The 14197-nt window shown below is 71.4% G+C and carries 9 protein-coding genes; 8 read left to right on the forward strand and 1 reads right to left on the reverse strand.

Going from position 1 to position 14197, the window contains the following annotated elements; translation table 11 throughout:
- The first annotated feature begins 446 nt into the window (after positions 1–446).
- From rfbC to ACFY3V_RS36765, 4 genes are all read left to right on the forward strand, one after another.
- Positions 447–1076 (forward strand): dTDP-4-dehydrorhamnose 3,5-epimerase, encoded by a 630-nt coding sequence (gene rfbC / locus ACFY3V_RS36750; protein WP_389779872.1) that lies wholly within the window; start codon positions 447–449, stop codon positions 1074–1076.
- Positions 1077–1101: 25 nt separating this feature from the next.
- Entirely contained in the window at positions 1102–2226 is a 1125-nt protein-coding gene (locus tag ACFY3V_RS36755; RefSeq protein ID WP_389779874.1) for a DegT/DnrJ/EryC1/StrS family aminotransferase, read from the forward strand.
- Between the two features lie 157 nt (positions 2227–2383).
- Complete coding sequence (locus ACFY3V_RS36760) at positions 2384–3283, forward strand: proline iminopeptidase-family hydrolase (RefSeq protein WP_389779876.1); 900 nt, start codon at positions 2384–2386, stop codon at positions 3281–3283.
- Between the two features lie 4 nt (positions 3284–3287).
- Positions 3288–4238, forward strand: a complete 951-nt coding sequence (locus ACFY3V_RS36765; protein ID WP_389779878.1) for an ACP S-malonyltransferase — start codon at positions 3288–3290, stop codon at positions 4236–4238.
- Between the two features lie 48 nt (positions 4239–4286).
- On the opposite strand, the gene ACFY3V_RS36770 is transcribed toward ACFY3V_RS36765, so the two are convergent.
- A complete protein-coding gene (locus ACFY3V_RS36770) occupies positions 4287–4535 on the reverse strand; it encodes an acyl carrier protein (RefSeq protein WP_362906893.1) in 249 nt (82 codons plus the stop codon).
- A 262-nt stretch (positions 4536–4797) separates the two neighbouring features.
- On the opposite strand from ACFY3V_RS36770, the gene ACFY3V_RS36775 reads away from it, so the two are divergent.
- The 4 genes from ACFY3V_RS36775 to ACFY3V_RS36790 form a co-directional block, all read left to right on the forward strand.
- The gene (locus tag ACFY3V_RS36775) at positions 4798–6336 is read left to right on the forward strand and encodes an AMP-binding protein (RefSeq protein ID WP_362906891.1); all 1539 of its coding nucleotides are present in this window, start codon (positions 4798–4800) and stop codon (positions 6334–6336) included.
- Positions 6337–6627: 291 nt separating this feature from the next.
- The gene (locus tag ACFY3V_RS36780; protein WP_362906889.1) at positions 6628–8160 is read left to right on the forward strand and encodes an AMP-binding protein; all 1533 of its coding nucleotides are present in this window, start codon (positions 6628–6630) and stop codon (positions 8158–8160) included.
- Positions 8157–9380: a type III PLP-dependent enzyme gene (locus ACFY3V_RS36785; RefSeq protein ID WP_362906887.1), complete on the forward strand. Its 1224-nt coding sequence runs from the start codon at positions 8157–8159 to the stop codon at positions 9378–9380. Before ACFY3V_RS36780 ends, ACFY3V_RS36785 begins: the two co-directional genes overlap by 4 nt.
- Before the next feature lie 177 nt (positions 9381–9557).
- The coding region (locus ACFY3V_RS36790; RefSeq protein WP_389779882.1) for a beta-ketoacyl synthase N-terminal-like domain-containing protein at positions 9558–14197 on the forward strand (4640 nt) is incomplete at its 3' end.

Below are 14197 nucleotides of genomic sequence, written 5' to 3' on the forward strand. Positions count from 1 at the left end.
TCAGGAAAGTGCGGAGTTTTCGCCGATGACCGGTCCGGCGCGGACGCTGTGATCTGAACGGTCCCGCGCGCCTCGTTAAGGGGCAGGTAGGGGTTGTCCCGCGCGGTGCCGCTGACAACCATGAACGGTGTCAACGAGAAACGGCGCCGGACGTGTGATCCAGTTCGCCGAGCCTCTGTGAAACACGTCCATCCCCTTCCGAAGGCAGGGCTGCGGAAAGGCGGGGCGCGAGAGGGGCCGGCGCGGAACACGTTTCCGGGAATTCGGGTTCACGGTGAATTCGCATTCAACCGGGCGTGATTTCACGATGCGCGTTCCGATGGTGCGAGGAAAATCTCCGGTGACATCCGGAGAGACCGAGTGCGGTTTTTTTGCGTGTGGTCAGAGGCTTCGCGGGCACGCGCGTGTTCCCCGGCACATGGCAGGCTCCCAGAAAGGTTCCGGACATGGAGATCCACCAGCTTGAGGTGGACGGCTCGTTCCTGATCAGCCCCCAGATCTTCACGGATGACCGAGGGTTGTTCCTGGAGGTCTTCAACCAGCCCGCGTTCCACAAGGCCATCGGTCACCCGCTCTCGGTCGCCCAGGTCAACTGCTCGCTGTCCCGGCGCGGGACGATCCGCGGGTTGCACGCGACGGCCCTTCCCGGCCAGGCCCGCTACGTGACCTGCGCGCAGGGGGCCATCGTCGACATCCTCGTCGACATCCGGGTCGGCTCGCCCACGTACGGCAAGCACGTCGCGGTCACGCTGAGCGCCGAGAACCGCCACGCCCTCTACCTGGCGGAGGGCCTGGCGCACGGATTCGCCCCGCTGACCGAGCACGCCACGGTCGTCTATCTGTGCTCCAGCACCTGGTCACCCGAAGGCCAGATCCAGATCGACCCGCTGGACGAGGAACTGGCCCTGCCCTGGCCGCGGGGGCAGCGGCTGCTGCTGTCGGACAAGGACCGCGTGGCCCCCTCGCTGCGGGAGGCCGCCGAGCGCGGCATGTTGCCGACGTACGCCGACTGCAAGGCCAGGTACGCGGAACTCGACGGCCTCGGCGACCTCGGCGAATACGCCTTCACCGGATGAAACCCCGCAAAGCCTGGAGCCAGCGATGATCCCACTGTTCAGTGTGTCGATGTCCGCCGACGCCCCGGCCGCGGTCGCCCAGATCCTGGGCAGCGGCAGGATCGGCCAGGGGGCCAAGGTCGAGGAGTTCGAGAGAGCCCTGGGCGCGGCCATCGGCAACCCCAGGGTGGCCACCCTCAACAGCGCCACGGCCGGCCTGCACCTGGCGCTGCGCCTGGTCGCCGGCGACGGCGGGCCCGGCGGCGACCCCGAGGGCGAGGTGCTGTCCACGCCGCTGACCATGGAGGCCACCAACTGGGCGATCCTGGCCAACCGGCTGCGCATCCGCTGGGTCGACATCGATCCGGCCACCCTCAATGTCGACCTGGACGACCTCGCCCGCAAGATCTCGCCCAGGACGCGCGCCATCATGGTCGTGCACTTCGCCGGCTACCCGGTCGACCTCGACAGGCTGGAGGAGATCCTCGACGAGGCCGAGGCCAGGTTCGGGTTCCGGCCGGCGGTGATCGAGGACTCCGCGCACGCCTGGGGCGCCACCTACCGGGGCAGGCCGCTCGGCAACCACGGCAACATCTCCGTCTTCAGCTTCCAGGCCATCAAACACCTCACCTCGGGCGACGGCGGCGCGATCGTGCTGCCCACCGACGAGGCGCACGAGCGTGCCCGGCTGCTGCGCTGGTTCGGCATCGACCGCACCGCCGACCGGCTCCGCAACCCGCCCGACGTCCTGGAGTGGGGCTTCAAGTTCCACATGAACGACATCAACGCCTCGATCGGCCTGGCCAATCTCGCGGGCGTCGACCGGGTCCTGGCCAGGCACAGGGAGAACGCCGCCTTCTACGACCGTGAGCTCGCCGGGATCCCGGGACTGGAGCTGACCGAACGGGCGGGCGACCGGGAGTCCTCCTTCTGGATCTACCCGATGAAGGTCGAGGACCGGGAGTCGTTCATGAAGCGCATGGATGATGCCGGGATCATGGTCAGCAACGTGCACGAGCGCAACGACCTGCACACCTGCGTGCGTGAGTACTCGGCGCTGCTGCCCAACCTCGAACGCGTCGCCCCGCGCGTCGTGTGCGTCCCCGTCGGCTCGTGGGTCACCGACGAGCAGCGCGGCCACGTCGTCGACACGATCAGGAAGGGGTGGTGACGCCCCCGTCACCCGGGCGGCCGGGTGCCCGTCCGCCCGAAGAGCCGGATACGCGAGGGCGCCGGACTCCCGGAGACCACCGGGAGCGGGAGGGCGCCCGTCGCGCTCCCGGCCCTGAGTCCGTTCCCGGCACGCCGATCCGGTGAGGGAGGTTCACATGTCCACAGCCCCCAGCGCCAAGGGAACCGTGCCGTTCGGTGAGCACCGGACCTGGTACCGGGTGACCGGCACCCCCAACTCGGGGCGGCCGACCGTGGTCGCCCTGCACGGAGGTCCCGGCAGCACCCACGACTACCTGGTCGGCATGGCGGTGCTCGCCGAGTCGGGATGGCCCGTCGTCCACTACGACCAGCTGGGAAACGGCGGCTCCACCCACCTGCCCGACGCGAGCACGGACTTCTGGACGCCGCAGCTCTTCCTCGACGAGTTGGACAACCTGCTGCGACGGCTGGACGTGGACGGTGACTACGTGCTGTTCGGCCAGTCGTGGGGCGGCCTGCTCGCGGCGAAGCACGCCTCCGCCCGGCCGGCGGGCCTGCGCGGTCTGGTGGTCGCCAACGCCCCCGCCTCGTATCCGCTGTGGTTGAGCGAGATGCGGGTCCTGCGCGACAGGCTGCCGCCCGGCGTCGACGACACGCTGCGTAAGCACGAGGCCGCGGGCACGACGGACTCCAAGGAGTACTTCGACGCCATGATGGTCTTCTACAACAGGCATGTCTGCACGCTCCGGCCATGGCCGCGCGAGTTCGTCGCCACGTTCATGGAGATCTACAACGATCCCACCGTCTACTACGCGATGAACGGGCCCAGCGAGTTCCACGTGATCGGCTCGCTGCGGGACTGGGGGGTCGTCGACTGCCTGCCCGACATCGAGGTGCCCACGCTGGTGATCTCCGGGCGGCACGACGAGGCCACTCCCGCCACGGTCCGGCCGTACGCCGAGCTCGTCCCCGGCGCGCGCTGGGAGATCTTCGAGGACTCCAGCCACACTCCGCACCTGGAGGAGCCGGAGCGCTTCATCGCGGTCATGATCGAGTTTCTCGAGAGTTTGGAATAGCGATATGGAGACCGGCGCCAAGGCCGTCACGGCGATCGTCTTTCCCGGCATGGGCCCCACCAGGTTCGCCGACGTCGCCGGGTTCATGCTCGACAACCCCTCGGCGCGGCGGCTGGTCGCCCTCGCCGACGACGCGCTCGGCTACTCGCTGGTCGACCGCTTCCGCGACTCGGGAGACGACTACACGGAGGCGGCCCAGGTCGCGTTCATGGTGAACTGCCTCGCCCTGGCCGACTGGGCGGAGCGGGAGCTCGGCGTCGAGCCCGAGGTGTGCGCGGGACCCAGCTTCGGAGGCAAGGCCGCCGCGGCCTACTCGGGCGCGCTGTCCTTCGAGGACGCCGTGCGCATGACCGCGGGGCTGGCCCGCGTCACCGAAGACTACTTCGGCCGCGAACACACCGACGTCGTCACCCACTCCTTCGTCCGCGTCCCCAAGCCCGCGCTGAAGGAGGTGCTGGCGGAGCTGGACGCGGGGAACGAGTGGTACGACCTCTCCTGCCGCATCGACCACGACTTCCACATGCTGTCCCTGCGCGAGCGGCGGGTCGAGTGGCTGCAGGGGCGGGTGCGCTCCCTCGGGGGTCTCTCCCTCTACACCATGCGCCCCCCGATGCACTCGGCCGCGTTCGAGCCGCTGCGGCGCAGGGCCGCGGAGGAGGTTCTCGGCGGCCTGCGTTTCGCCGATCCGCGCCTGCCGGTCGTCGACGACCACGACGGGACCGTGCTGAGGACGGGGGAGGCGGTGCGGACGATGCTGCTGGACGGCTTCGTCCGAGCGCTGCGCTGGCCGGAGGTGGTGGCCACCCTTCGGGAGCTCGGCGTGGCCAGAGTCTGCGTCGCCGGGCAGGACAGCCTGTTCGGGCGGGTGCCCGTCACGACGAGGAACTTCACGGTGGTCCCGGTGAATCCCCGGGTGGCGACGATGCCGCAGCCGGTGCGGCGCTCAGGTGCGTGAGGGGGCCCGCGGATCCGCCGGGAGGTGTCCCGCGGGCACCCTCACCGGTCAGGCGACGGGCCTGAACATCCCGGACAGCGTCTTCCAGAGGGTCCCCGGCGTCTCGAAGGTCTCCATGGTCAGCGCCTCGTCCCTGAACCTCACCCCGTACTCCTCCTCCAGGGTGGCCAGCAACTCGACGATGCCGAGTGAGTCCAGCCCGAAGTCGGCCAGGCCGGTGTCCTCCCGGATCCTCTCGTCGGCGGGCAGAAAGGGGAGCTGCCTGCGCAGGGTTTCCTCGAAACGATCGTCCCACATGGCAATCGATTTCCCTTCTCAAGGAGAGTCGCGATGAGCGGGCGTGCGAAAAGGAGGGGACGGGGCCGTGACTCGCGGAATTCGCCGTCGAAGTCGGTGCCCGTGCCGGGCGACGCTGTGGAATCAGCCCTTCCGTTGTTGAATCTAGCGCGCGTGCGCTTCGATGTCCACCGGGCCGGCCGGAATCAATTGAATTATTCCCGTGCTTTCCGTAAAGCGTATCCGAATAACCGCGGATACTCGTCGAGATCTTAGGATGGAAATGAACGGAGAAAGCTCGCACGCCCTCTACGCGCGTTTCCTGCGCGGCCTGGAGGCCTCTCCGGGACGGGCGGCCTTCCGTGTCGACGGTGCCGTCGCCACCTACGCCGAGGTCCACCGTTCGGCGCTGCTGTGGGCCGGAGCGCTGTCACTCCTGGCCCCCTCCCGGCCCGGGGCCGTCGGGGTGCTCGCCGCCAAGGGGGCCACCTCCTACACCGGCGTCCTCGCCGGACTGTTCGCCGGGGCGACCGTCGTGCCGCTGCAGCCGGACTTCCCCGCGGCCCGCACCCGGCAGATGATCGAGGCCGCGGGGGTCTCCACGCTGATCGTCGACGGTCGTGGCAGGGCGCGAGCCGCCGAGCTGCGCGAGGCGGGGCTGGACGTCGCGGTCCTCGAACCGGCGATCACCTCCTTCGACCCGGAGTGCGCGCTCGCGCGCCCGCGTCCGGTCGCCCCCTCCGACGTCGCGTACGTGCTGTTCACCTCCGGCTCCACCGGGCGCCCCAAGGGGGTGCCGATCACCCACGGCAACACCGCCCACTACTTCGACCTCCTCGACGCGCGCTACGACTTCACCCCGGACGACGTCTTCTCACAGACCTTCGACCTGACCTTCGACTGCGCGATGTTCGACCTGTTCTGCGCCTGGGGCGCCGGGGCCACGGCGGTCGCCGTACCGCCGCACGCCTACCGCGACCTGCCGGCCTTCCTGCGGCAGCAGGGCGTCACGGTGTGGTTCTCCACGCCGAGCGCCATCTCCATGGTCCGCAGGACGGGTCGTCTGGAGCCGGGCGCGCTGCCCGGCCTGCGCTGGAGCTTCTTCGCCGGCGAGGCGCTGAAGTGCGCCGACGCCGCCGACTGGCAACGGGCGGCGGACGCCTGCGCGCTGGAGAACCTCTACGGGCCGACCGAGCTCACCATCACCATCGCCGGTCATCGCTGGGACCAGGAGACCTCCCCGGCTCTGGGCGTGAACGGCATGTCGCCGATCGGGACCGTCAACGACGGGCACGACCACGTGCTCCTGGACGACGAGGGCCGGCCCGCCGAGGTCGAGGGCGAACTGTGGATCACCGGGCCGCAGACCACCCCCGGCTACCTCGACCCCGCCGACGACGACGGCCGGTTCGTCGAGCGCGACGGGCGCACCTGGTACAACACCGGCGACCGGATCCGCCGGGCGGCCAACGGCGAGCTGGTCTACCTGGGCAGGGCCGACGCGCAGGTGCAGGTGCAGGGCTGGCGGGTGGAGCTCGCCGAGATCGACCACGCCATGTGCGGCTGTGAGGGGGTCGACGACGCGGTGACCGTGAGCAGCACCATCAACGGCGTCACCGAGCTCGTCGTGTTCTACACCGGGACGCCCTCGCGCCCGGCCGACCTCGCCGCCGGGCTCCGCCGGGTCCTGCCGCCGGGCATCGTCCCCCGCCACTACCGGCACATGGACGAGCTGCCGCTGAACCCCAATCGCAAGGTCGACCGCGCGGGCCTGCGCGACCGGGCCACCACCGTGCTCGCCGGTGCCGGCCGGTCTGTGTGACGGTCGCCGGAAACGGTGTGACCCATGGATACGGAATTTCACGCGCCAGGTCCCGCGACGCCGCACCCAATGGCGCACAGGACGGTGAATGTGTTCTCCTGAAAGCCGTCCCGGAAAAGGGGGCCGAGCATGCGTGGATGGTCTCGGAATCCTTTAGGGGGGCCGTAGGGGTGTGGGGTCCGGGGAGTGCCGGGGTAACGTTTCCATGTATTTGTTCGGCTCCCACTTATTGAGTAAGCGGTATGAGAGCCGGAGTGAATTCTTTTTTCATTCAGGAACGGGAGAGTCGCGTTGGAAGGCTTGGTACCCGGGACACCGCCGCTGCGGTCGGATCTCCTGCACCACCTGCTGGACGACGCCGCGGCCGCGGGCCCGGCCGATCCCGCGGTCCGCGACTCGCGGGGCGCGTGGAGCTATCAGCGGGTCGTCGAACTCAGCCACGCCTTCGACGGCTGGCTGGCGGACCGGGGGGTGATCCCCGGCGACCGGGTGATCGTCCAACTCCCCAACCGGCGTGAGGTGGCCCCCATCGTCTACGGCGTCTCCAGGCGCGGCGCCGTCCTCGTGCCGCTGAACCCCGGCATGAAGCCCTTCCACCTGGGATCGGTCCTGAAGGACTCCGAACCCGCGCTGGTCATCGGGACCGGGAGCTCCGGGGAGACCGTGCGGGAGACCGCCGCCGAGGTGCCCGTACACGACATCGACGAGATCTGGGCCGAGGTCGAGGAGCGGGTCGGCCGGCCCGCCGAGCACGAGCCCGTCAAGATCTTCCCGGAGGACGTGGCGATCCTCATCTACACCTCGGGCAGCACCGCCGCACCCAAGGCCGTGGTGTGCCCGCACGCCCGGGTCACCTACGCCGCCTCCGCCATCAACGCGGTGCTCGGCTACCGGCGAGGCGACGTGGTCTTCTGCCGCCCGCCGATGTCCTTCGACTACGGCCTGTACCAGATCTTCCTGTCCGCCCTCGGCCACGCGGAGCTGGTGCTGGCCGGTGACGAGCCGGACCTGGTGCTGCTCCGGCAGATCCGCGAGTGCGGAGCCACGATCGTCCCGGTCGTCCCCTCCCTGGGCGCGATGATCGCGACGCTGGCCAGGCGCGCCCCCGGCTCCGCGCCCACCGTGCGGATGTTCACCAACACCGGGGCGGCGCTGCCGGCCGCGACCATCGACAGCCTGCACGAGTCGTTCCCCGGCGCGCGGGTGGTCCGGATGTACGGCATCACCGAGTGCAAGCGCGTCACCATCATGGAACCGGAGCTCGACGCCGAGCGCCCCGGCGCGTCCGGCAGGCCGCTGCCGGGCACCCGGGTGCTCATCCTGGACGGCGAGGGCCGCCCGGTGCCCCCGGGGGAGGTCGGGGAGATCGTCGTGGCCGGGCCGAACGTGATGGCCGGCTACTGGCGCGACCCCGTCCTGACCGCGCGTGCCTACCGCCCCGACCCCGACACCGGCGAGGTGCGCCTGCACACCGGCGACTACGGACGGCTCGACGAGGACGGCTACCTCTACTTCCAGGGGCGGCGTGACGACATGTTCAAACGCAAGGGCACCCGGATGAGCACGGTGGAGATCGAGGCCGCCGCGATGGACATCCCCGGCGTCACGGCGGCGGTCGCGCTGCCCCCCGACGAGCACCGCGACCTCGTCGTGTTCGTGGAGGGCGACCTGCCCTCCCACGTGGTGCTGCGCGAGCTGGCCAGGCGGCTGGAACCGCCGAAGGTGCCCGCCGCCTGCCACGTGCTCGACAGGTTCCCCCTCACCCTCAACGGCAAGAACGAGCGCAAGCGGCTGGCGTCGCTGCTGGAGGAGAGCGCGCGATGACGCGGAACGCGGACCTCGTCGCCAGGTACGGCTCCCCGCTGTACGTCTACGACCTCGACCGTGTCACGGCCGCCCGTGACTCCCTGCTGTCCTCGCTTCCCGAGGGCTTCGAACTCTTCTTCTCCTTCAAGGCCAACCCGCACCCGCAGATCGCGCGGGCGCTGCGCGGGACCGGTGAGCGCGGCTGCCTGGCCGAGATCAGCTCGACCGGCGAGCTGACCGCCGCGCTGGAGGCCGGTTTCACCGGCTCCGAGATGCTCTACACCGGGCCGGGCAAGACCCACGAGGAGCTGCGGGTCGCGATCGGCGCCGGGGTCACCTCGTTCTCCGTGGAGTCGCCGAGCGACCTGCGGCACGTCGGAGAGGTCGCGACCGGGCACGGCGTGGTCGCCGACTGCCTGCTGCGCGTCAACAGCGCCACCTCCAGCGCCGCCACCAGCATCAGGATGACCGGCACGCCGTCGCAGTTCGGCATCGACAGCGAGACGCTGCCGGAGCTGATGCCCGAGCTGCGCGCGGTGCCCGGCACCCGGCTGTTCGGGGCCCACCTGTTCTCACTGAGCAACGCCAAGGACGAGGAGAGCCTCGTCGGCGAGTTCCGCCACACCATCTCCGTCGCTGCGCGACTCCGGCGGGAGGTGGGCCTGCCCGTCCACCTCCTGGACATCGGCGGGGGATTCGCCGCCCCGTACCTCTCGCCGGGAGAGCGGCCCGCCTACCCCAACCTCCGCGCGGAACTGGAGGACGTCCTCGACGAGGAGTTCCCCGACTGGCGCCGCGGCGTCCCCCGGATCGCCTGCGAGTCCGGCCGTCACCTGGTCGGCGACTGCGGGGAGCTGCTGTGCACCGTGGTCAACATCAAGGAGAGCCGGGGCCGCAAGTTCGTCATCCTCGACGCGGGCATCAACACCCTCGGCGGCATGTCCGGGCTGGGCCGGCTGTTGCCGGTGTCGGTGCGGCTGGAGGAGACCGACCCCGCCGAGCGGGAGGTCGCGACCCTGGCGGGGCCGCTGTGCACGCCGGGCGACGTGCTCGGCAAGAACGTGCCGCTACCGGTGCTCGAGGTCGGCGACGTGGTGAGCATCCCCAACGCCGGCGCGTACGGGATGACCGCGAGCCTGCTGATGTTCCTCGGGCGCCCCGCGCCCACCGAGGTCGTCGTACGCGGCGGCGAGGTCGTGTCCGCCTCGCGCGTCGAGTTCACCAGGAAATACGACTGAGATCCCACCGGCCCCGACCTCGGTGGGCCGAGCCCCTGCTGAGCCCTCGCCGGGCCCTGACCTCGGCGGCCCGAGCCCCGGCAGGGCGGAGCGGCGGGGCCGTCCGGCGCGGACCCGCGGTGGTCTCCGCCGACTTCGAAGATCTATACGGCTTTTCACACGACGTGGAGTGGACCGATGAGCGAGTCCGAGCAGTTCGTTTCCAGCACCTCCGACGCGGCGGGCGGCAGGCGGGGAGAACCTTCGGCGTTCGCGACATCCCTCGCGGACCTGCCCGTCGAGCGGCGGCTCGGCTTCCTGGTCGGGCTCGTGCACGACCTGACCGTCGAGATCCTGGGGAACATGCTCCCGTACGCGCCCGAGGAGGTGAACCCCGACCAGGCGTTCAGGGAGATGGGCTTCGACTCGCTCGCCGCCGTCGAACTGCACGACCGGCTGGCCGAGCGGATCGGCGCGGAGCTGCCGATGACGATCGCCTTCGACCACCCCACCCCGGCGGCCGTCGCCGCCTACCTGTTCACCGAGATCCTCGACCTGGCGGGGGAGAGGATCTCCGAGGTCCGCGCGGCCGCCGGTTCCGACGAACCGATCGCGATCGTCGGCATCGGCTGCCGCTACCCGGGCGGCGTCGCCACTCCCGAGGAGCTGTGGCGGCTCGTCGTCGAGGGGCGCGAGACGGTCACCGGGTTTCCCACGGACCGGGGGTGGGATCTGGGCCGGCTGTTCGACGACGATCCGGCGAAGTCCAACACCAGCTACGCGCGCGTGGGGCACTTCCTGCACGACGCCGCGGAGTTCGACCCCGAATTCTTCGGGATCAACCCGCGCGAGGCCGAGGCGATGGACCCGCAGCAGCGCCTCGTCCTGGAGACCGCCTGGGAGGCCTTCGAACGAGCCGGTATCGACCCGCGTTCGCTGAAGGGCAGTCAGACCGGCGTGTTCATCGGCGCGGAGCCGCAGGACTACGGACCCCGCCTGGACAAGGCGCCCAGGGAGATCGAGGGATACCTCGTCACCGGCAACGCCACCAGCGTGGTGTCCGGCCGGATCGCCTACGCCCTCGGCCTGGAAGGCCCGACCCTCACCGTCGACACCGCCTGTTCCGCCTCCCTGGTCGCGATCCACCTCGCCTGCCAGTCGCTGCGGACGGGCGAGACCTCGCTCGCCCTCGCCGGCGGCGTGACCGTGATGTCCACCCCCGGTACCTACACCGCGTTCAGCCGGCAGGGCGTGATCGCCGCCGACGGCCGCTGCAAGGCGTTCTCCGCCTCCGCCAACGGCACCGGCTTCTCCGAGGGTGTCGGCGTCATCGTGGTCGAACGGCTCTCGGACGCGGTGCGCGCCGGGCACCCGGTGCTGGCGGTCATCCGTGGCTCGGCGATCAACCAGGACGGTGCCAGCAGCGGGCTGACCGCGCCGAACGGCCCCTCGCAGGAGCGGGTCATCCGCCAGGCGATGGCGAACGCCGGACTGTCCAGCGGAGACGTCGACGTGGTCGAGGCGCACGGCACCGGCACCAAGCTGGGTGACCCGATCGAGGCGCACGCCCTGCTGGCGACGTACGGGCGCGACCGCGGCGACGCCCAGCCGCTCAAACTGGGCTCGATCAAGTCGAACATCGGCCACACCCAGGCGGCCGCCGGCTCGGCCGGTGTGATCAAGATGGTGATGGCGATGCGGCACCGCGTGCTGCCCCGTACCCTGCACGTCGACGAGCCCTCCCCGTATGTCAACTGGTCCGTCGGCGCCGTCGAAGTGCTGACCGAGGACCTGCCCTGGGACAAGTCCGGCGCCCCGCGCCGGGCCGCGGTGTCCTCCTTCGGCGTCAGCGGCACCAACGCCCACGTGATCCTGGAGGAGTCCCCGGCCGCCGAGCGCGTCCCGGACGACGTGGGCGGCGAGGGCGGCGAGGGCGGCGAGGGCGGCGAGGGCGCAGCGCCGGCCGCCGTCGCGAAGGAGCGGACCGAGCCCGCCGCGGTGCCGGTGGCGCTGTCGGCCAGAGGAGAGAAGGCGCTGCGCGACCAGGCCGCGCGCCTCGCCGCCCACGTGGAGGCCCACGAGGACCTGGGACTGGTCGATCTCGGACACTCCCTGCTGACCACACGGTCGGCGTGGGACCACCGCGCCGTGGTCGTCGCCGGGGACAGGCAGGAACTGCTCGCCGCCCTCGCCGCCCTCGCCGAGGGCGAGTCGGCCCCCGGCGTGGTCGAGGGCGTCGCCTCCGCCGGGGAAGGCCCGATCTTCGTCTTCCCCGGTCAGGGGTCCCAGTGGGCGGGAATGGCCGTCGAGTTGCTCGACTCCTTCCCCGTCTTCGCGCGGAGCATGGAGGAATGCGCGGCGGAGATCGAGACCCACGTGGACTGGAAACTGCTCGACGTGCTGCGCGGCGCACCGGACGCGCCCTCCCTGGACCGGCTGGACGTGGTCCAGCCGGTGCTGTTCGCGGTGATGGTCTCGCTCGCCGCGCTCTGGGAGTCCTATGGGGTCAGGCCGGCCGCCGTCGTCGGTCACTCGCAGGGCGAGGTGGCCGCCGCGTATGTGGCCGGAGGACTGTCGCTGGCCGACGCGGTACGCGTGATCGTGCTGCGCAGCCGGCTGTTCACCGAGACCCTGCTGGGCAAGGGCGGGGTCGCCGCGGTCGCGCTGCCCGCCAACGAGGTCGAGCGGCGGCTCGCCCGCTGGCACGGCAAGCTGTCCGTCGGCGGCAAGAACGGCCCCCGCTCCTCGACCGTGGTCGGCGACGTCGGCGCCCTGGCCGAGCTGGTCGCCGGATGCGAGGCCGAGGGCGTGCGCGCCCGCCGCGTGCCTGCCTCCTCGGTCGCCTCACACTGCGCCCAGGTCGATCCGCTGCGCGAGCGGCTGCTGGAACTGCTCGCCCCGGTCTCCCCGAAGACCGGCCACACCCCGTTCTACTCGACGGTGACCGGCGGCCTGCTCGACACCGCCGAGCTGACCGCCGAATACTGGTTCGGCAACGCCCGCTACCCGGTGGAGTTCCACCAGGTGGTCCGGACACTGCTGGCCGAGGGACACCGCGTGTTCCTGGAGTCGAGCCCGCACCCGGTGCTCGTGATGAGCGTCCAGGACACGATCGACGAGGCCGGCGTCGACGCCTCCGCCTTCGGCTCCCTGCGCCGCGACGAGGGCGGCCCGCGCCGTTTCCTCGCCTCGGCGGCCGAGGCCCACGTCCGCGGCCTGAGCGTCGACTGGGAGCAGGCGTTCGCCCCGTACGGCCCGCGGCGGGTCGACCTGCCCACCTACGCCTTCCAGCACCGAAGCTTCTGGCTGGACGCCGACGTGTCCGGAGGCGACGTCACCTCGGCGGGGCTGGTCGCCGCCGAGCACCCGCTGCTGGGCGCGGCCGTGATGCTCGCCGACTCCGACGGGGTGCTGTTCGCCGGCCGCCTCTCGCTGCAGACCCACCCCTGGCTCGCCGACCACGCGGCCTCGGGCACCGTGCTGCTGCCGGGTACGGCGTTCGTGGAGCTGGCGGTGCGTGCCGGTGACCAGGTGGGATGCGGGGTGGTGGACGAGTTGGCCCTGGAGGCGCCGCTGCCGCTGGGGGACGACGGCGTGCAGGTACAGGTGTCGGTAGGTGCGCCCGACGGGTCCGGTCGCCGTCCGGTCGCCGTCCACTCGCGCTCGGAGAGCGCCCCGCTCGACGCCCCGTGGACCCGTCACGCGACCGGTTTCGTGACCCCTGCCGGATCTCCGGAGGTGTTCGATCTTGTCGAGTGGCCTCCGGCGAATGCGACGCCGGTGGAGGTGGACGGCCTGTACGAGCGGCTGGCGGGCCAGGGTTACGGCTACGGCCCGGTGTTCCAGGGGGTGCGGGCGGCCTGGCGGCGCGGTGAGGAGATCTTCGCGGAGGTGGACCTGCCCCAGGGCGTGGCCGCCGACGCCGGGAGGTTCGGCCTGCACCCGGCGCTGCTGGACGCCGCCCTGCACGCCGAATCGCTGCTGGAGGGCGAGCAGGAGACCGCAGGGCGCGGCGTGAGCCTGCCGTTCGCCTGGAGTGGGGTCTCCCTTTATGCCACGGGCGCCTCCGCCGTGCGGGTGCGGCTGTGGTCGGAGGGTCCGGACACCGTGTCGCTGCGGCTGGCCGACACCTCAGGGGCCGCCGTCGCGTCCGTACGCTCGCTGGTCTCGCGCCCCGTCTCCGCAGAGTCGCTCTCCGCGGCCGCCACCTCGCGTCACGACTCCCTGTTCCGCCTCGACTGGGCGGTGCTCCCGGTGGTGGAGACGCCGGGTGCGATCGGGGCCGCCCTGCTCGGCCCCGACACGCACGGCCTGCGGTCGGCGGGCGTGGTGAGCGGGGAGTTCGCCGACCTGGGGTCGCTCGCGGGTGCGGACGCGGTTCCCGACCTGGTGTTCACCTCCTTCCCGGGAGCCGGGACCGACGCGGATGTGGCGGGCGAGGCACGACAGGCCACGCGCCGGGCTCTGGGGCTGGTGCGGGAGTGGCTGGCCGAGGAGCGGTTCGGGTCGGCGCGGCTGGTGGTGGTGACCAGGGGCGCCGTCGCGACCGGGCCCGGTGAGGACGTGCGCGACCTGGCGAACGCGCCGGTGTGGGGCCTGCTGCGGTCGGCACAGTCGGAGAACCCCGATCGCATCGTGCTGGTGGACCTCGACGAGCACGACGTGCCGGGCGCGGCCCTGCTCGCGGCCGCGGGCTCCGGCGAGCCGCAGCTGGCCGTACGGTCCGGCACGGTGCTCGTCCCCCGCCTGGCGCGGGCGGCGGGCGGGGACGGGCTCGCGGTGCCGGCGGGGGTGGCCGAGTGGCGGCTGGACGCGCCGGTCAAGGGGAGCCTGTCGGA

It is taken from the genome of Streptosporangium sp. NPDC000095 (genome assembly GCF_042899335.1).
Lineage (GTDB): Bacteria > Actinomycetota > Actinomycetes > Streptosporangiales > Streptosporangiaceae > Streptosporangium.

Bases quoted from the DNA above. Each gene is read 5' to 3' on its own strand.
- rfbC (WP_389779872.1), top strand. From the start codon at position 447: ATGGAGATCCACCAGCTTGAGGTGGACGGCTCGTTCCTGATCAGCCCC.
- ACFY3V_RS36755 (WP_389779874.1), top strand. From the start codon at position 1,102: ATGATCCCACTGTTCAGTGTGTCGATGTCCGCCGACGCCCCGGCCGCG.
- ACFY3V_RS36760 (WP_389779876.1), top strand. From the start codon at position 2,384: ATGTCCACAGCCCCCAGCGCCAAGGGAACCGTGCCGTTCGGTGAGCAC.
- ACFY3V_RS36765 (WP_389779878.1), top strand. From the start codon at position 3,288: ATGGAGACCGGCGCCAAGGCCGTCACGGCGATCGTCTTTCCCGGCATG.
- ACFY3V_RS36770 (WP_362906893.1), bottom strand. From the start codon at position 4,535: ATGTGGGACGATCGTTTCGAGGAAACCCTGCGCAGGCAGCTCCCCTTT.
- ACFY3V_RS36775 (WP_362906891.1), top strand. From the start codon at position 4,798: ATGAACGGAGAAAGCTCGCACGCCCTCTACGCGCGTTTCCTGCGCGGC.
- ACFY3V_RS36785 (WP_362906887.1), top strand. From the start codon at position 8,157: ATGACGCGGAACGCGGACCTCGTCGCCAGGTACGGCTCCCCGCTGTAC.